General features: G+C 65.2%; 13 protein-coding genes. 8 read left to right on the forward strand and 5 right to left on the reverse strand.

Annotated elements, in window-relative coordinates:
- The first annotated feature begins 136 nt into the window (after positions 1-136).
- The gene (locus GWG65_RS15930) at positions 137-2,797 is read left to right on the forward strand and encodes an EAL domain-containing protein (RefSeq protein WP_275196510.1); all 2,661 of its coding nucleotides are present in this window, start codon (positions 137-139) and stop codon (positions 2,795-2,797) included.
- Between the two features lie 55 nt (positions 2,798-2,852).
- Here the strand turns inward: GWG65_RS15930 and GWG65_RS15935 are convergent, their stop codons facing one another.
- Complete coding sequence (locus tag GWG65_RS15935; RefSeq protein WP_275196511.1) at positions 2,853-2,975, reverse strand: hypothetical protein; 123 nt, start codon at positions 2,973-2,975, stop codon at positions 2,853-2,855.
- Positions 2,976-3,430: 455 nt separating this feature from the next.
- Between GWG65_RS15935 and GWG65_RS15940 the strand changes: the two genes are divergently transcribed.
- The 3 genes from GWG65_RS15940 to GWG65_RS15950 all read left to right on the forward strand — a co-directional run bounded on the left by GWG65_RS15940 (position 3,431) and on the right by GWG65_RS15950 (position 6,053).
- On the forward strand, positions 3,431-3,568 hold the full coding sequence (locus tag GWG65_RS15940) for a hypothetical protein (protein ID WP_275196512.1): 138 nt from the start codon (positions 3,431-3,433) through the stop codon (positions 3,566-3,568).
- A 121-nt stretch (positions 3,569-3,689) separates the two neighbouring features.
- Positions 3,690-4,817, forward strand: a complete 1,128-nt coding sequence (locus GWG65_RS15945; RefSeq protein ID WP_275196513.1) for a lactonase family protein — start codon at positions 3,690-3,692, stop codon at positions 4,815-4,817.
- Between the two features lie 324 nt (positions 4,818-5,141).
- On the forward strand, positions 5,142-6,053 hold the full coding sequence (locus GWG65_RS15950; RefSeq protein WP_275196514.1) for an HlyD family efflux transporter periplasmic adaptor subunit: 912 nt from the start codon (positions 5,142-5,144) through the stop codon (positions 6,051-6,053).
- 196 nt (positions 6,054-6,249) lie between these two features.
- Here the strand turns inward: GWG65_RS15950 and GWG65_RS15955 are convergent, their stop codons facing one another.
- On the reverse strand, positions 6,250-7,098 hold the full coding sequence (locus tag GWG65_RS15955) for a caspase family protein (RefSeq protein WP_275196515.1): 849 nt from the start codon (positions 7,096-7,098) through the stop codon (positions 6,250-6,252).
- 424 nt (positions 7,099-7,522) lie between these two features.
- Here GWG65_RS15955 and GWG65_RS15960 point away from each other — a divergent pair, with 424 nt between their 5' ends.
- The 3 genes from GWG65_RS15960 (at position 7,523) to GWG65_RS15970 (ending at position 11,591) form a co-directional block, all read left to right on the forward strand.
- Complete coding sequence (locus tag GWG65_RS15960) at positions 7,523-9,253, forward strand: hypothetical protein (RefSeq protein ID WP_275196516.1); 1,731 nt, start codon at positions 7,523-7,525, stop codon at positions 9,251-9,253.
- Positions 9,254-9,570: 317 nt separating this feature from the next.
- Positions 9,571-10,296, forward strand: a complete 726-nt coding sequence (locus GWG65_RS15965) for a thermonuclease family protein (protein ID WP_275196517.1) — start codon at positions 9,571-9,573, stop codon at positions 10,294-10,296.
- A 107-nt stretch (positions 10,297-10,403) separates the two neighbouring features.
- The gene (locus GWG65_RS15970; RefSeq protein WP_275196518.1) at positions 10,404-11,591 is read left to right on the forward strand and encodes an aminotransferase class V-fold PLP-dependent enzyme; all 1,188 of its coding nucleotides are present in this window, start codon (positions 10,404-10,406) and stop codon (positions 11,589-11,591) included.
- A gap of 181 nt (positions 11,592-11,772) precedes the next feature.
- Here the strand turns inward: GWG65_RS15970 and GWG65_RS15975 are convergent, their stop codons facing one another.
- Complete coding sequence (locus GWG65_RS15975; RefSeq protein ID WP_275196519.1) at positions 11,773-12,879, reverse strand: hypothetical protein; 1,107 nt, start codon at positions 12,877-12,879, stop codon at positions 11,773-11,775.
- On the reverse strand, positions 12,879-14,315 hold the full coding sequence (locus GWG65_RS15980) for an MBOAT family protein (protein ID WP_275196520.1): 1,437 nt from the start codon (positions 14,313-14,315) through the stop codon (positions 12,879-12,881). Before GWG65_RS15980 ends, GWG65_RS15975 begins: the two co-directional genes overlap by 1 nt.
- A gap of 305 nt (positions 14,316-14,620) precedes the next feature.
- Here GWG65_RS15980 and GWG65_RS15985 point away from each other — a divergent pair, with 305 nt between their 5' ends.
- Positions 14,621-16,720: a S9 family peptidase gene (locus tag GWG65_RS15985; RefSeq protein ID WP_275196521.1), complete on the forward strand. Its 2,100-nt coding sequence runs from the start codon at positions 14,621-14,623 to the stop codon at positions 16,718-16,720.
- A 103-nt stretch (positions 16,721-16,823) separates the two neighbouring features.
- On the opposite strand, the gene GWG65_RS15990 is transcribed toward GWG65_RS15985, so the two are convergent.
- Positions 16,824-17,543: a ribonuclease activity regulator RraA gene (locus GWG65_RS15990; protein ID WP_275196522.1), complete on the reverse strand. Its 720-nt coding sequence runs from the start codon at positions 17,541-17,543 to the stop codon at positions 16,824-16,826.
- Between the last annotated feature and the right edge of the window lie 57 nt (positions 17,544-17,600).

Consider the following 17,600-nt stretch of genomic DNA (forward strand, 5'->3'; position numbering starts at 1 on the left):
CCGGCTTCACCTGCGCTCGCCGGAACCCGCCGATTTGCTTCCGATTCATACTTCCCTAACCCTTGCAGATAACAAGCCTTGCAGGTAACCCGGTCTTGTCGGTTTTGCCGCATCTTGCATCCCACGGGAGGGCTGGATGGGCACATCGATCCGATGGAGCGCGCGCATGCGCGTATTGCTCCGCCGCTGGCGCGGCGCGCCGCTGACATGGCTGATCGTCGGCGGCTTCGTGCTGATGGTCGCGACCGCCATCGGCACGGCGCTGACCGTCGACCGCTTCCGGCAGAACGCGATCGAGAGCGGCCGCGACAGCCTGGAGAGCGCGGTGCGGCTGCTCGCCCGACATTTCGACCGCGAGTTCGAGGATTTTGCGGTGCTGCAGAAGAGCGTCATCGCCGAGCTCGAAAGCCATGGCATCGAATCCGCGGACGTCTTCCGCAGCGAGATGGCCACGCTCGCCGTGCATGAAGCGCTGCGCGCCAAAGCCAGCGGCTGGACCGATGTCGCCGGCGCCAATGTATTCGACGCGAACGGCGTGCTGATCAACTCGTCGCGGCGCTGGCCGGTCGCCGATATTTCGATCGGCGACCGCGGCTATTTCAACCGGCTCAAGAATGATCCGGCCGCGCAGGAGGAGATCGAGGTCGTAGCGGGCCGGATCGGCAACGCGCCGGTCATCGTGTTCGCCCGGCGCGTGTCGGGGCCTCGCGGCGAGTTCTTCGGCATCGTCTCGCGCGCGATCGCGCCGGATCAGCTCGAATCGTTCTTCGCCTCGACCGGGCTCGGCGAGGACTCCTCGATCGCCATGCATCACCAGAACGGCCAGTTGCTCGCGCGCATTCCGCATGTCGACGCCATGATCGGGCAGAACTACCGCACGGGCTCGCCGGAGCAGATGGCCGTGTTCCAGCGCACCTTCGTCACCACCCAGCTCGCAAGCCCGATCGACGGCAAGGACCGCCTCGTCGCCGCGCGCCTGCTCGCCGGCGAGCCGCTGGTCGTGATCGCGACCAAATCGCTCGACGCCACGCTCGCCACCTGGCGCACGCAAACCAAGTTCTTCGTCACCGTCGCGGTGCTGTCGGTCGGCCTGCTCGTGCTCACGCTGTTCCTGATCTTTCGCCAGGTGACGCACCGGCTCTCGCTGGAGAAGCAGCGGCTCGACACCGCGCTGAACACGATGACGCAGGGCCTTCTGATGTTCGACCAGGACGAGCGGCTCATCGTCTGCAATCGGCGCTACGTCGAGATGTACCAACTGTCGACTGCCGTGGTGAAGCCGGGCGTCCATTTCCGCGACGTGATCCAGCACCGCCACGACACCGGCTCGTTCCACGGCGACGTCGATTGCTATTGCGACGGCATCTTGAGCAATGTCGGACTTACGCAGAGCGCCATCGTGGAGACCGCCGACGGCCGCCTGATCGAGATCAAGAACCAGCCCGGCGCCGCCGGCGGCTGGCTCGCCACCCATGACGACGTCACCGAGCGCATCCGCGCCGACGAGCGCATCGCGCACATGGCGCATTACGACGCGCTGACCGATCTTCCCAACCGCGTGCTGATGCGCGGCCATCTGGAGCGCCGCGTCGCGGAGCTCAGCGAAGGCAAGCCGTTCGCGATCCTCTATATCGACGTCGACGAGTTCAAGGGCGTCAACGATTCGCTCGGCCACGAGGTCGGCGACGAATTGCTGCGCCAGGTGGCAAACCGCCTGCGCGCCTGCGTCAGCGGCAACGATCTGGTGGCGCGGCTAGGGGGCGACGAATTCGCCATCGTCAAGGCGGCTACCCGCGACCCGGCCGAGCTGACCGCGCTGGCGGAGCGGATCCTGAACACGCTGCGCACGCCGGTGGACTGCAAGGGCCAGGAGATCCCGACCGACGCCAGCATCGGCATCGCGATCGCGCCGGACCATGGCGACAATCTCGACGATTTGCTCAAGCGCGCCGATCTTGCGATGTACGCCGCGAAATCCGAGGGCCGCCGCACCTTCCGCATCTTCGTGCCCGAATACGATGCCAAGGCGAGGCAGCGCCGCCTCCTCGAGTTCGACCTGCGCCAGGCGCTCGCCCGCGGCGAGTTCGAGGTGCATTACCAGCCGCTGGTCGATCTTGCGGCCAATGTGGTGACCGGCTGCGAGGCACTGCTGCGCTGGCACCATCCGGAGCGCGGCATGGTCTCGCCCGCGGAATTCATCCCGGTCGCCGAAGACACCGGATTGATCGCTGAGATCGGCGAGTGGGTGCTCAAGCAGGCTTGCACGGAGGCGGCCGGTTGGCCCGGCGATATCCAAATCGCCGTCAACGTCTCGCCGGTGCAGTTCCGCTCCAGGACGCTGGCGCTGAAGGTTGCCGCCGCGCTTGCGGAATCGGGCCTCGCGCCCGGACGGCTCGAGCTCGAGATCACCGAGACCGTGCTGATCCGCGACGACGCCGAGGCGCTGACGATCCTGCAGCAGCTGCGCGAGCTCGGCGTGCGCATCGCGCTCGACGATTTCGGCACCGGCTATTCGTCACTGAGCTATCTGCACAGATTCCCGTTCGACAAGATCAAGATCGACCGCAGCTTCATCAGCGACATCGGCGAGCCCGAGGATTCCTCGCCGATCGTGCAGGCTGTGGTGCACATGGCCGCCGCGCGCCACATGGCGACGACGGCCGAAGGCGTCGAGACCGAGGCGCAGCGCGAGGTGCTGCGGCAGCTCGGATGCAGCCAGATGCAGGGCTGGCTGTTCAGCCCGGCGGTGCCGGCGGCGAAGTTGAAGCAGCTGCTGTCGGCGCAGGCGGCGGCCTGACTCGCCGCGAAGGCGAAGCCGCGATGGCAACGCCAGACTCAGGAATACCGGACGTTCACATCCCCAATCTGGCGGCGCGCACTTCAGCCAGCTCGGCGTCCGGATGGGCGACGATGGTGGCGAACATGATGCCGCTGATGATGAGCGACCAGGCGGTGTCCCAATAGATCCAAAACACGTGTCAGCCTCCGTTTGAGTATCCTCCGCCCGCGAGACCCGGGGGGACGCGGGACATGGCTGCCGTTTCCCGATATGCGGCCGGGCGGACGCCCGCGAATGTGCGGGCGAAGCGCGGGGCTATTTTTGTTGGTCGGCGGGACCCTGCGATCGGTTTGACCGGTGTGGCGCTTTGCCACGACGTCTTCATCCCGCTCGTGTTCGCGGGGGCGCGGCAGCAGTTTGGGCTGGCCGGCCTGACCGCCGTGCTTGCCGCCCATGTCGGACTTACCTTCGAGATCGTTTTTGAGATCGTTTTCTTGCGCGTTTTCTTGGGGCATGTCGGATCAATTCACTCGCGCGGCATTGGTTCGCAATGGCGTCGGCGCTCTTCGGCTGTGAACGAGTTCATAGGATCGTCGCGGTTTGCAGTGCACGATGGTTCTCGCACGGGATTTTCGACGACGGATCCGGCTGATGCGCAAACGACTGGTCGCCTGGACCCTCCTGACCTCGGCATTGCTTGCGGTCGCCGTGTGGACCGTGCTGGGACCGCCCGAGCGCGCCTCCGGCCTGCATGTCCCCTCCCGCAGCCTGGAAGCGGCGGTGCGATAGAAGGCGTGACCGATACAATCTCGGCATCGATCGATCCCAATTGGAGTTTGGTGCGACGGAGCGCCTGCCGCTATCCTCTGCCGCAAACAACAACGCCGCACCGGCTCAAGGAGGAACGCCCATGCTCAGACCGACACGCCGCATCGCATCCAGAGCGCCCCGCGCTGCGATCGCCGCCACTTTGCTCGCTTTCCTCGCCCTCATTTTGGGAGTCCGCACCGGCATGGCCGAAACCTTCGCCTATATCGGCAATGCCGACAGCAACGACATCAGCGTGTTCAAGATGGACGCGAGCGGTGAGATGGTGCCGGTGCAGACGGCCGCTTTCACCGGCGTCGAGAAGCCCGGCTCCTCGACGCCGCTGGCGGTCACCCCCGACAAGCGCGTGCTGGTCGCCGGCATCCGCTCGCAGCCGTTCCAGGCGGTGAGCTTTGCGATCGACCCCAAAACCGGACAGCTCAGCCGTATCGGCGGCGGACCGCTCGCCGACAGCATGGCCAATATCGCGACCGACCGCGGCGGCAAATTCCTGTTCAGCGCCTCCTATGGCGGCAACAAGGTCGCGGTGAATCCGCTGCTCGCAAACGGCCTCGCCGGCGAGCCGAAGCAGGTGATCCCGACCGGGCTGAACGCGCACGCGATCCTGCCCTCGCCCGACAACCGCTTCGTGTTCGCAACCAATCTCGGCTCCGACCAGGTGCTGAGCTTTGCGTTTGATGCCGCCACTGGCACGCTGACACCGGGCGATCCGCCGGCGATCAAGGTGCCGGAGAAATCGGGGCCGCGGCACTTCGTGTTCCATCCCAATAGCAAGCTCGTCTACCTCATCCACGAGCTCAACGCCGACGTCGCGGCCTTCAGCTATGAGGGGAAGAGCGGCGCATGGCACGAAATCCAGCGCACCACGGCGCTGCCGGAAGGCTTTTCCGGCAAACCTTGGGCGGCCGACATCCACGTCACGCCGGACGGCCGCTTCCTCTACGCCTCCGAGCGCACCACCAGCACGCTCACCGCCTACAAGATCGACGCGGCGAGCGGCAAGCTGACCACGATCGGCAGCGTGCCGACCGAAAAGCAGCCGCGCGGCTTCAACATCGATCCCACCGGCCGCTATCTCGCGGCGGTCGGCGAGACGTCCGACAGCATGACGGTCTATACAATCGACCAGACCAGCGGCGCGCTCGCCAAGCTGAAATCCTATCCCACCGGCAAGAAGCCGAACTGGGTGGAGTTCGTCAGCCTGCCGTGAGGGGAATCTCCTCGTACCCTCCCCTGGAGGGGGAGGGTCGGCTCACATTGAGCGCAGCGAAATGTGAGCCGGGGTGGGGTGATAGTCTCTCCGCATCGCTCACTGCCCGAATTGAGAGATCACCCCACCCCGCTCGCGCTTCGCGCGATCGACCCTCCCCCTCCAGGGGAGGGTGCGAACGGCGAACCTCATCTTCATTTCCGCGACTAATTCAACGGGCGGCATCGCGCCGCCTGCTGCGGCATCGTCGGCCCCCATCCGCCCATGGCCGGCCGCGACCGCTTCTGCTATCGATTGAGGCCTTGCGGCCAACCGGAATGACCTATGCGTCCATTGCCTGCGCGTTGCTTTTTCCAAAAACTCGTTGCACTCGCCGGACTGCTGGTGCTGTCCGCCCAGCCCGCGCCTGCCGCCGACGACGCCTCCAAGGATGCGCCCAAGGACACGCCGAAGGGGCCGGCGGTCACGGTGCTGAAGGCGGCAAAGTCCTGTTTCTCCGACATCGTCGAGGCCACGGGCACGATCGTCGCGCGCGAGGAAACCTCGGTGCGGCCGGAGCGGCCGGGGCTGAAGGTGACGGAGGTGCTGGCGGAAGCCGGCGACACCACCACGGCCGGCCAGTTGCTGGCACGGCTGGCGCTGCCCGAAGGCGGCACGCTCCAGGTCGCAGCCCCGGTGGCGGGCATCATCGCCACGTCGACGGCGCAGATCGGCGGACTCGCTTCGGCTAAGGGCGAAGCGCTGTTCACGATCGTGGCGCGCAGCGAATATGATCTCGTCGGCCTGGTGGCGACCAGCGACATCAGGAGGCTTGCGGTCAACCAGCCGGCGACCGTGCGCATCGCCGGCGCCGGCGATATGGACGGCAAGGTGCGCCGCATCGGGCCGACAGTCGAGCCGAACATCCAGCAGGGCCTCGTCTATATCGGCATCTCGTCGCAGAAGCGGCTGTTGCTGAACGCGAGCGGACGGGCGCTGATCAAGACCGGGCAGAGCTGCAACGTCGCGGTGCCGCTGACCGCCGTGCAATATTCGTCCGCCGGCACCGTGGTGCAGGTGATCCGGCGCAACCGCGTCGAGACCAAGCGCGTCGAGGTTGGATTGATGTCGGGCGGCAATATCGAGGTCCGCGACGGCCTCAATGAAGGCGACATCGTCGTCGCCCGCGCCGGCGCGCTGCTGCGCGAAGGCGACCCGGTGCGCCCGGTGATGGCGAGCGCGGAAGCGGCGAAGTAGGTCTCCAACGGCAGATGCGGTCCTTACCCTCCCCCGGAGGGCCCTGGAGGGGGAGGGTCGGTTCGCATGCAGCGAAGCGAAATGCGAAGCGGGGTGGGGTGACAGTCCATCCAATCAAGCGGTGCCCGAGTGGAGAGATCACCCCACCCCGCTCGCGCTTCGCGCGATCGACCCTCCCCCTCCAGGGGAGGGTGAACTAGCCGCCGGCCTCACTGAGGCGGACGTCTTCGAGCAGCGACGAGGACACGGTCGGGACCTGGTCGCCTTCGGAGGCGCGGGAGATGGCGACGCGGGTCTTGTTGAAGACGCTTTCGGCGCTGGCCTGGGCATCGAGGTTGTTGAGAAGCTCGCTGACCAGCGTGCTGTGCTCGCCCTTGCCGTCGTCGGCGACCTTGCCGGGCGACGCCGAGGAGAGGATCAACGCATTGTCGGGCGTGCCGATCGGCGCCAGGCCGTGGCTGTAGGAACGGAAGCGGCGCTCATAAGGATTGCGGCGGGAAGCATCGACGACAACGAGCTTGGCCTTGGCGCCCTGCTCCTTCATCATCTCAAGCACGCCCTCGATGGAGACGCCGTGGCGGCGGACGTCGCTCTCCTTCCAGATCACGGCATCGACCGGCATCATGTAGCTCTCGCGGCCGGCCTGCACGCCATAGCCGCCGAAGAACAGCATGACGACGGTATCGTGCTTGATCCGGGACTTCAGGCGGTTGACAGCACGGAGCATGTCGTCCTTGCTCGCGTCTTCCACCATGTCGACGTCAAAGCCGTTCTTGCGCAGCGCCGAGGACAGCGCGCGGGCGTCGTTGATCGACTGCGTCAGCGGTGCGCTGGCGTCGGGATAGTGGCCATTGCCGATGACCAGCGCCAGACGCGAGGCATGGCCGATCGAGCCCGTGATCTGGTCGGTGGTGACCGCCCTGGCGGCATCGATTGCGCGCATGTTGAGAGCAGCATGGGCGCCGATCGCCAGCGACACCGTGCCGATGAGGGCCGCGGCGACCGCAATCGTGCGTCGGGAGAGATCGAGCTGCCTTACATTCATCTCGGTTCGTTCCTGTCAGTGCCAAAGACCAGCCAAGCGCGCGCACACTGCTTGAGTAGCGCGAAGGCGGCATTGGGTTTGAGGGATTGGCCCGGGGTGTGCCCCCGAATAGCGCGCAATTTGCGGCACCGCACCAAACAAACCCTTAGCCGGATATAGGCCTCCCGGCAAGAGATTGCCCAAAATTTGAGCTAAGTGGCTGAATGCATTAGCCAATCCTACGGCCGCGATCTGCGTATTTTTTCATCGCCACCCCCTTGTCACAGCCCCTCATCATGCAGTCCTCGTGCCGGATTTTCCGTGACCCTCGTCACATTTGAATTTCCTGCGAATCCGGGTAGTTTTTTCAAAGACTTGCGGGGGTGGCGTGCAGCTGGGAGCATGCCGGCCGGCCCTCGGCCAAGGCCCCGCGACCAGGTATTTCATGAGCTTTCATTATTTTGCCGGCGCCGCCTGCCGGGCGCTGACGGCGCGGAAGGACGGCCCCTCGCTTTACGACGTCTGCGATCCCGTATTGTCGGGGCAAGCCAGCGGCGATCCGCATCTGGCCAAATTCTACAAGACCGCGCTCGGCAATCCCGCACTGCGGGTGCTGCTGCGCCGTGCCGGGCTGCCCGAATTGCGTGACGCGGCCAAGCTGAACCGGCTGCGCGAGGCGCTGGTCCGCGCCCGCGACGATGCCGAGCCCGACTGGGCAACCGCCGGTCAGCCCGTCGCCGACCTCGTCGACACCATCGCGCTCGATCATCCCAGGCCGCCGCCGGCGCCATTCGTCGGCGCCATGCCGGCGCAGGCGCAGCTCGACGGCGTGATCCGCGACTGCGCACAGCATCTGCTGGGCTCCTATCGCCGCAACGGCTTCCTGCCGACCTATGCCGCCTTCAACCTGATCGGCGATCCCGACTTTCGCGGGCGCGAGCTGATCATGGCGCTGACCGGCTTGAACGCGCGCGGCTACAAGAATTCGTCGCTGCTGTTCAACCTCGCCCGCGTCTTCATCGCGCGCTCGCCCGCACGCGCCGTCGTCAATCCGCCCTGGAAGGGCATTGCCGAGCCGATGTGGGAGCCGGTGCAGATCCGCCACCGTTCGGCCTATTACGACGCGTTCTTCATCGAGGCGCTGCTCGGTTATGTCGAGGCCGGGCTCGCCTCGTCCACCGACGCGATCGCGGCGAAGCGCGCCATCGCCGACATGGTCGATTTCTGCGTCAACGTCAGCCGCGAGCAGGTTCAGGGCAGCGACGGCGCGTGCTTTGACGTCATCACTGCGCTGGCGCCGGCGCCGCATCCGCGGTTTTCCCGCTTCTTCGCCCAGATCAAGCAGGAGCTCGGCTTCGGCGTCTACGTGCCGGATTGCGACACCACGGCCTGCTCGATCTCCGCGGCGACCCAGGCCGGCTGCACCGATCCGATCCTCGACCAGCCGCTGCTGGATTTCTATGCCGGCTACCAGGTGCGCGCGGGCGTCAACGAACCGCGCGTGACCGTGCCGCTCAACGACAATATCGACTACGAAGGTGGCGTTGCGACCTGGATCGACAATCTCAAGGGCGAGCGGCCCTATGGCAATGATCTCGATCCGACGCTCAATCTCGACATTCTCGATGTGAGTTTTCGCAACCTCGCGCGCTGGAAGGTCCTGGAGACGCCGGCGCGGCTGGCGACAGTGCATCGCATCATCGGCTTTCAGAAGCGGCTGGCCGCAAGCGGCGCCTTCGCCAATCCGCGTTCGCACATCTACTATCTGCCGGAGCTCTACAGCGCCTATTTCGGCCGCTGCTATGCGGCCTTCCTCGCGCTGCCGCTGGCGGCGCAGGCCGCGATCGATCCCGACGGCGCCTTCGATTTTATCCGCCACCGCGTGCTCTCCTACGTCCAGGGCGAGCTGATGGCCGCCGAGATGAACGTGTTTGACGCGGCGCTGGCGCTGATCGCGCTCGGCCATCTCGGCGCCGATCCGCGCGCCTTTGCGCCGGCGCTGAACGTGATCGTCGCGAGCCTCGGCGAAGGCGGCCGACGCGGCCCGTTCCGCGCCTATGAGTGGAACAAAATGAAGACGCCGACGCGGATCCTGGTCGGCGGCCCGGAAGTGACGTCGGCGTTCGTGCTGATGGGACTGGCGGTGGCGCGGCGGGCGATGATGGGGCGGGGGTGAGGCGCCTCTTACCCTGCCCTGAAGGGGTCCGAGACGAGCGTAGCTCGCTCGTGGGTCGGCTCGCGATCGAGCAAAGCGAGATTGCGTGACGGGGTGGGGTGATCTCTCCACTCGGGCACTGTTGGTCGCGGAGGGACCGTCACCCCACCCCGCTCGCGCTTCGCGCGATCGCCCCTCCTCCTCCAAGGGAGGGTAAGGAACGTCCGCGACAATGACGGGAAGTTGAAAGCCTGTCTGTGAGGCAAGCGCTGGCCGGGCGGCCCAAAGCCGACCACAATTGCAAGGCTTATCGAGATTTTCTTCACACGCGGACCGGCATGTTGCGAAAATTCCTGATTGCGCTGTCACTGCTTGCTTTCCCGTCGCTGGCGCAGGCCGCCGATATCACCGGCACTGCAAAGGTCCGCGACGGCGATTCCGTCCTGATCGGCAACAATCGGGTCCGGCTCGGCGGCATCGATGCGCCGTCGTCCGATCAGCTCTGTCTCAACAATCACGGCGAGCGCTGGACCTGCGGCGTCGCTGCGCGCGACGAGCTTGCGAAATACACCGAGGGCAAGAGCTGGGTCTGCCACGCCCGTTCGATCGACCGGCGCGGCCGCACCGTGGCCCGCTGCGAGGTCGGCGGCGAGGACATCCAGAAATGGCTGGTGCGCAGCGGCTGGGCGTTGGCCTACACCCGCGTGTCCCACGACTATGAGGCCGACGAGGCTGCCGCGCGCGAGGCCAAGGCCGGGATGTGGCAAGGCGCCTTCATCGCGCCCTGGGACTGGCGCGTGCGCAACAAGAAGACGACGATATTGGGCGCCACCAAGCCGCCCGATGGGGCGCATTCGGTGCTGCTCGCCTCGGCCTCGGGGCCGGTCGCGCCATCGCCGGACTGCACCATCAAGGGCAACGTCAACACCGCCGGCGAGTGCATCTACCACACCCCGAACAGCCGCTGGTACACCCAGATCAAGATGAAGATCAGCAAGGGCACCCGCTGGTTCTGCTCGGTCGATGAGGCGGAAGCCGCCGGCTGCCGCGAGACGAAGCGATAACCCAGTTCTGACCTGCGTTTTGCGTGCTTTTCTTGGGCGCCTCCAACGCGTAGAAGCGTAAGTCATCAATCCTCCAGACCGTCTTCACGACACAAGGACCAACAGCAATGACCGTTCGCGCGGGCCGGGAATTTCTGGCCATCCCCGGACCCACCACCATGCCCGACGAGGTGCTGCAGGCGATGCATCGTCCGGCGATCGACATCTACTCCAAACAGATGACCGATCTGACCGAGAGCCTGCTTCGCGACATCTCGAATCTGTTTGCGACCAAGGGCAGGTCCTACATCTACATCGCCAACGGCCACGGCGCCTGGGAAGCGGCGCTGAGCAACGTGTTGTCGCGCGGCGACAAGGTGCTGGTGCTGGAGAGCGGGCGGTTCGCGATCGGCTGGGGCAACGCGGCGGCGCTGATGGGCGCCGAGGTCGAGGTGCTCAAGGGCGACTGGCGGCGCGCGGTGCGGCCGCACGAGGTCGAAGAGCGCCTGCGCCGCGACAAGGAGCACGCCATCAAGGCCGTCGTGGTCGTCCAGGTCGATACGGCCTCGGGCGTGCAGAACGACATCGAGGCGATCGGCAAGGCGATCAAGGCCAGCGGCCATCCGGCGCTGTACATGGTCGACACCGTTGCCTCGCTCGGCTGCATGCCGTTCGAGATGGACAAATGGGGCATCGACGTCGCGATGTCCGGCTCGCAGAAGGGCCTGATGACGCCGCCCGGCCTCGGCTTCGTCGCCGCGAATGCGCGCGCGCTGGAAGCGCACAAGACGGCCAACATGAGCACGCCCTATTGGAGCTGGGGCGAGCGCGAGGGCAGCGAGCACTATCGCAAATATGCCGGCACCGCGCCGGTGCATCTGTTGTTCGCGCTGCGCCAGGCGATCGACCTGTTGCACGAGGAAGGCCTGGAGAACGCCTTCCGCCGCCACAGCCTGCTCGGCGAAGCCGCGCGCCGCGCGGTCGGCGTATGGTCGGAAGGCCAGGTGCTCGGCTTCAATGTCGCCGAAGCCAGCGAGCGCTCCAACACCGTCACCACGGTGACCATGAGCAACGGCCATGATCCGGCGGTGCTGCAACGCTATTGCAAGGAGAAGTGCGGCGTGGTGCTCGGCACCGGCATCGGCGATCTCTCCGGCCAGGCCTTCCGCATCGCCCATATGGGGCATGTGAATGCGCCGATGCTGCTCGGCACGCTCGGCGTCATCGAGATCGGCTTGAATGCGCTGAAGATCCCGCACGGCAAGGGCGGCCTCGAGGCCGCGGTGGCGTATCTCGGCGAAGAGGTGGCGGTGTAGGCGAGGCTTGCGCCGCGCCTGCTTTCTTCCTTCTCCCCTTGTGGGAGAAGGTGGCGCGAAGCGCCGGATGAGGGGTTCTTTCCGCTATCACATCCGCAAGATGGACTCGCGGAGAAACACCCCTCACCCGTCTCGCCGCTGCGCGGCGCGCCACCCTCTCCCACAAGGGGAGAGGGGAAGTTCAGCGCTCGACGCGGTATGCCTCGACCTGCGCTTTCAGCTCGTCGAGTGACGTGAGCGGCGCCTTCGGGTCCACCAGATACTTCCTCTGCGCCAGCCACGCCAACACCTTCGCATCGACCGCCGGCGAATGGTGAATGACGTCGCTGTAATTGCCGAGGTCGTGGGTCACTTCCCTGATCGCGCGAAAATCGTGGAGGCGCACGTTGGGAAGCTGCGTCAGGCGCTGTGCAACGCGCGCCGTGAGATCGTAGACGATCTTCAGCGTCGCCGGTGACGCCTCGCGCATGGCGACGAATTGCAGGATCGAATAGGGCGGGAAGTAGATGTCGAAGGTCACGTCCGGATGGCGCGCGATCAGGCCGACGGCATCGCGCTCGAAATGCCGCACCATGGCTTCATAACCATAGCCTTCGCCGAGAAAGCGGCTGCGCACGGGATCGGTGATATAGGCGAAGGCGGCAAATGCTCTCTGTGCGTTGTAGGCGCGCGCAAGGTCGAAATCCCGCGGCAGGGCGTAGATGTCGTCGACATCGGACAGCGCAAACTTGACCGGAAGAAAAGGCGCCGCCCGGGTCAGCGGCTGCCGCAGCGGCGGAATCGATCGCAGAACCGCGAACAGGGATTCCTTCGCCATCGCGGCGCTGAACAGATAGGTCGCGATCCCCTTTGTCGTCCCGCGATAGAGATCGGCCGACAGATAGGGATCGGCGTCGATGTCGGGCGCATCGACGAAAAGCCAATCGTCCATTTCCCAGATCACGCGCCGAGCGCCGCCGCCGAGCGCATGCGCCAGCACAAAGCCCTGCTGGCGCGAATTGGACCCGGTCATCGCCAGCTTGAGCGAATGAACGCCGAGCGCGCGGTCGATGTCGCTCTGGCGGAAATGGATCGCGAGCGAGCTGCCTATGAAGGCCGTGTCGAACGACCGACTGCGGATCAGCCCGGCATTCTGCATGCGCGTGTCGTCGGAATAGAACGGCGAGACGAGGCGGGATGGACGCAACAGCTGCAGCGGATCGACGACGAAGGTGAGCGCAGCCGCGCCCAGAACGCATATTGCGCTGGCGAGGAGAACACGCATCAAATGGGTGAACGTGCCCTGCATCAGAACCGGAAATAAATGAATTCGCTGTGGCTCTGGATGCCGAGAATCCCGAATGCCAGCACCAGCGACGCGCCATAAAGGAACAGCGACCGCATCCGTCCGGCCCGCAGGCCGTCGCCGACCTCACGATTGCGGTGATCGTAGCCCATGATCTCTTGCGTATTCGGCGCCAGCCACACCAGCGCAGCATAGATCGATACCATGACGAGGGCCACGATCTCCTCGCGGCCGAAGGCAATGTTCGAAGGCTCCGCCATGGCGCCGATAACTCGCATCGCCCAATCGACCCGTTCGGCGCGGAAGAACACCCAGGCGACGACGACGGCGAGGAAAGTCAGCACGGCTCCAAGGATGCGGGCCGGGCGCGCAAGGGACGACGAGATGTTGGGCACCAGCGCATTGAAGGCGTGATTGATGCAGAGATAAGCGCCGTGCAGCGCGCCCCACACGACGAATGTCCAGGCCGCGCCGTGCCAGAGCCCGCCGAGCAGCATCGTGACCATCAAATTGATATAGCGCAGCACCCGGCCGCGGCGGTTGCCGCCGAGCGGGATGTAGAGATAGTCGCGCAGGAATTGCGACAGCGTCATGTGCCAGCGGCGCCAGAACTCGACGATGCTTGTGGCCTTGTAGGGCGAGTTGAAGTTGACGGGCAGGAAGATGCCGAACATCAGCGATATGCCGATCGCCATGTCGGAATAGCCGGAGAAGTCGAAATAGAGCTGGAACGTGTAGGCGAGCGCTCCGAGCCAGGCCTGATCGAAGCTCGGCGAACGCGCGTCGAAGGCGAGCGCGACCAGGGGCTGGATGCCGTCGGCGAGGCAGGTCTTCTTGAACAGGCCGATCGCGAAGATGATCACGCCGCACAGCATCAGATGCGGGTCGGGATGCTTCGACTTCTCCCGCTCGAATTGCGGGATCATGTCCTTGTGATGGAGGATCGGTCCTGCGATCAGATGCGGGAAGTAGGTCACGAACAGTGCATAGTGCGGCAGCGCATAGGCCGCGACCTGGCCGCGCCAGGCATCGACCAGGAACGCGATCTGGGTGAAGGTGTAGAAGGAAATCCCGACCGGCAGCAGGATGTGGAGCGCGACATGCGTGCCGAGCAGCGCATTGAGATTGTCGGCGGCGAAGCCGGCATATTTGAAGATGCCGAGCACGAGCAGATCGCCGGCAACGCCCAGGGCAAGTGCCACCCGGCGCTGCGAGGGGGTGAGCTTTTTCTCAATCAGGAGATAGCCGACGCCATAGTTGAAGGCGATCGACGCCAGCAACAAGCCTGCGAACTGCCAATTGCCGATGGCGTAGAAGGCGAGCGAGGCGGCCGCCAGCCAGATCACCGGGGTCAGATTGCTGCGTCGCCCGAGCCAGAAGTACCCGACCAGCACGGCCGGCAGGAACAACAGGATGAACGGGTAGGAATTGAACAGCATCGGGCTGGATCGGTGGCAGGGACATAGCCCTAAAGCATACAAGGGCTTGATCAACAACCCGGCGACTTCGCGCAGTCCCGCTGGCAATTCGCGGAATCGGGACGATATAAGGCGGGACGCATCTTCTATTTCTCCCTCTCCGCGTTCTTACGGGAAGAGGGTTGGGGTGAGGGGCCTCTCTCCGCGGATGAGATTGTCGAGGGACCTGTACCCCCTCACCCGGATCGCAAGTGCGATCCGACCTCTCCCCGCAAGCGGGGCGAGGTGAACGGCGACGTACGGATACGCATATCAATGAGGATCGAGTGACACAGGCCAAGACACCTTCCCAGCCGCCAATCGCCCCCCGCCGGCCGCATTTCTTTACGCGGCACGGCATCACCGTGAGCGACGACTATGCCTGGCTGAAGGACGACAAATGGCAGGAGGTGCTGCGCGATCCCGGCGTGCTCGATCCCGACATCCGCAGATACCTTGACGAAGAGAACGTCTACACAGAGAGCCTGCTCGGCCACACCGGAGCGCTGCAAAAGACGCTGGTCCGCGAGATGCGCGGGCGCATCAAGGAGGACGATTCCAGCGTGCCGTCGCCGGATGGCCAGTTCGCCTACTTTCGCAAATTCCGGGAGGGCGGGCAGCATGAATTGTTCGGCCGCATGCCGCGCGACGGCGGCGATGGCCATATCGTGCTCGACGGCGATGCGCTTGCAAAAGACCACAAATATTTCAAGTTCGGTGGCAGCCGGCACTCGCCCGACCACAAGCTGCAAGCGTGGAGCGCGGACACCAAAGGCTCGGAATATTTTTCGATCCGGGTGCGCGATTGGGCGACGGGCCAGGATTTTGACGATGTCGTCGAGGAGACCGACGGCGGCATGGTCTGGAGCAAGGATTGCAAAAGCTTCTTCTATGTGAAGCTCGACGACAATCACCGCCCCATGCAGGTGTGGCGGCACCGGCTGGGCACCAGACAGGCCGACGACACCCTGGTCTATGAGGAGCCGGATTCCGGCTGGTTCACCCATCTGCACGAGAGCACCAGCGGCCGCTTCTGCGTGATTGCGGGCGGCGACCACGAAACCTCCGAGCAGCGGCTGATCGATCTCGAAACCCCCGAGGCGCCGCCGCGGCTGGTCGCAGCGCGCGAGGAAGGCGTGCAATATTCGCTGGGCGACCGCGGCGATGAGCTCTTCATCCTCACCAATGCCGACGATGCCATCGACTTCAAGATCGTCACCGCGCCGCTTGCCTCGCCCGAGCGCAAGAACTGGCGGGATTTGATCCCGTATCGCCCCGGCATCTACATCATCGATTTCGATCTTTACGCCGGCCATCTGGTGCGGCTGGAGCGCGCCAACGCGCTGCCGGGAATCGTGATCCGCGATCTCAGCTCAAACGAAGAGCATGCGATCGCCTTCGACGAAGCGGCCTATTCGCTCGACACGATGGGCTCCTACGAATTCGAGACGACCATTTTGCGTTTCGCCTATTCGTCGATGACGACCCCGTCGGAGGTCTACGACTACGACATGGCCAAGCGCACGCGCACCCTGCGCAAGCGCCAGGAGATTCCGTCCGGCCATAATGCCGCCGGCTACGTCACCACGCGCATCATGGCCAAATCGCATGACGGCGCCGAGGTGCCGGTGTCGATCCTGTACCGGCGCGGGATCAAGCTCGACGGCTCGGCGCCGCTGCTGCTCTACGGCTACGGCTCCTACGGCATGGCGATGCCGGCCTCCTTCAACGCCAACCGCCTGTCGCTGGTCGATCGCGGCTTCGTTTACGCCATCGCCCATATCCGCGGCGGCGCCGACAAGGGCTGGGGCTGGTATCTCGACGGCAAGCGCGAGAAGAAGACCAACAGCTTTGACGATTTCGCCGCCAGCGCACGCGCGCTGATCGCTGCGAACTACACCAGCGCAAAGCGCATCGTCGGCCATGGCGGCTCGGCCGGCGGCATGCTGATGGGCGCGGTCGCCAACCGCGCCGGCGAATTGTTCGCCGGCATCGTCGCCGAAGTGCCGTTCGTCGACGTGCTCAACACCATGCTCGACGACACCTTGCCGCTGACGCCGCCGGAATGGCCGGAATGGGGCAACCCGATCGAGAGCGAAAAGGATTTTCGCACGATCCTGTCCTACTCACCCTACGACAATGTCGCGGCCAGGGATTATCCGGCGATCCTGGCGATGGGCGGCTTGACCGATCCACGCGTCACCTACTGGGAGCCGGCGAAATGGATCGCGCGCCTGCGCGCCACCATGCGCGGCGGCGGCCCGGTCCTGCTCCGCACCAACATGGGCGCCGGTCACGGCGGCGCATCGGGGCGCTTCAACCGGCTCGACGAAGTCGCGATCGTGTATGCGTTTGCGCTGTGGGCGGCGGGGATGGCGGAAGCGTAACTTGTAGCCCGGATGGAGCGCAGCGCAATCCGGGATTCGTGCAGACGGCAACACCGCCCCGGATTACGCGGCGCTCCATCCGGGCTACGGGTCCGCATCGGGTCTATCTTCCGTTCGCCTTCCGCCATGCCGCAAAATCGGTCAGCGTTTGCGGATCGGTGGCGGGATAGAGACCGAAGATGCCGCGCCCCTTGTTCACTTCCTCGGTGACGAAATCCTCGAACGCGGTCATCTCGAAGGTTTCGCTCGCGATCTCATCGGCGAGATGCGCGGGGATCACGATGACGCCGTCGCTGTCGCCGAGAATGACGTCGCCGGGAAACACCGGCGCATCGCCGCAGCCGATCGGGACATTGATCTCGATCGCGTGGTGCAGCGTCAGGTTGGTCGGCGCTGAGGGGCGATGGTGGAAGGCTGGGAAGCCGAGCTTGGCGATCTCGGCGGAATCGCGAAAGCCGCCGTCGGTGACGACGCCGGCGACGCCGCGCTTCATCAGCCGCGTTACCAGGATCGCGCCGGCGGAGGCCGCGCGCGCGTCCTTGCGGCTGTCCATCACCAGCACGCTGCCTGCCGGGCAATCCTCGACCGCCTTGCGCTGCGGGTGCGAGCGATCGCGAAACACCTCGATGGTGTTGAGGTCTTCGCGCGCCGGCATGTAGCGCAGCGTGAAGGCCTCGCCGACCATGGTCGGCTGGTCCGGGCTGAGGGGGTGCACATCCTGGATCATCTGGATGCGCAGGCCGCGCTTGAACAGCGCGGTGGCGACGGTGGCGGTGGAGACGGATTTGAGCTTGTTGCGGGTGGCTTCGGTGAGTTTTGTCATGGTGTACTCTCTCTTGTCATTCCGGGGCGCGCGCAGCGCGAGCTAAGATGCGCAATT

It is taken from the genome of Bradyrhizobium sp. CSA207 (genome assembly GCF_029051685.1).
In the GTDB taxonomy this organism is placed as follows: Bacteria; Pseudomonadota; Alphaproteobacteria; order Rhizobiales; family Xanthobacteraceae; genus Bradyrhizobium.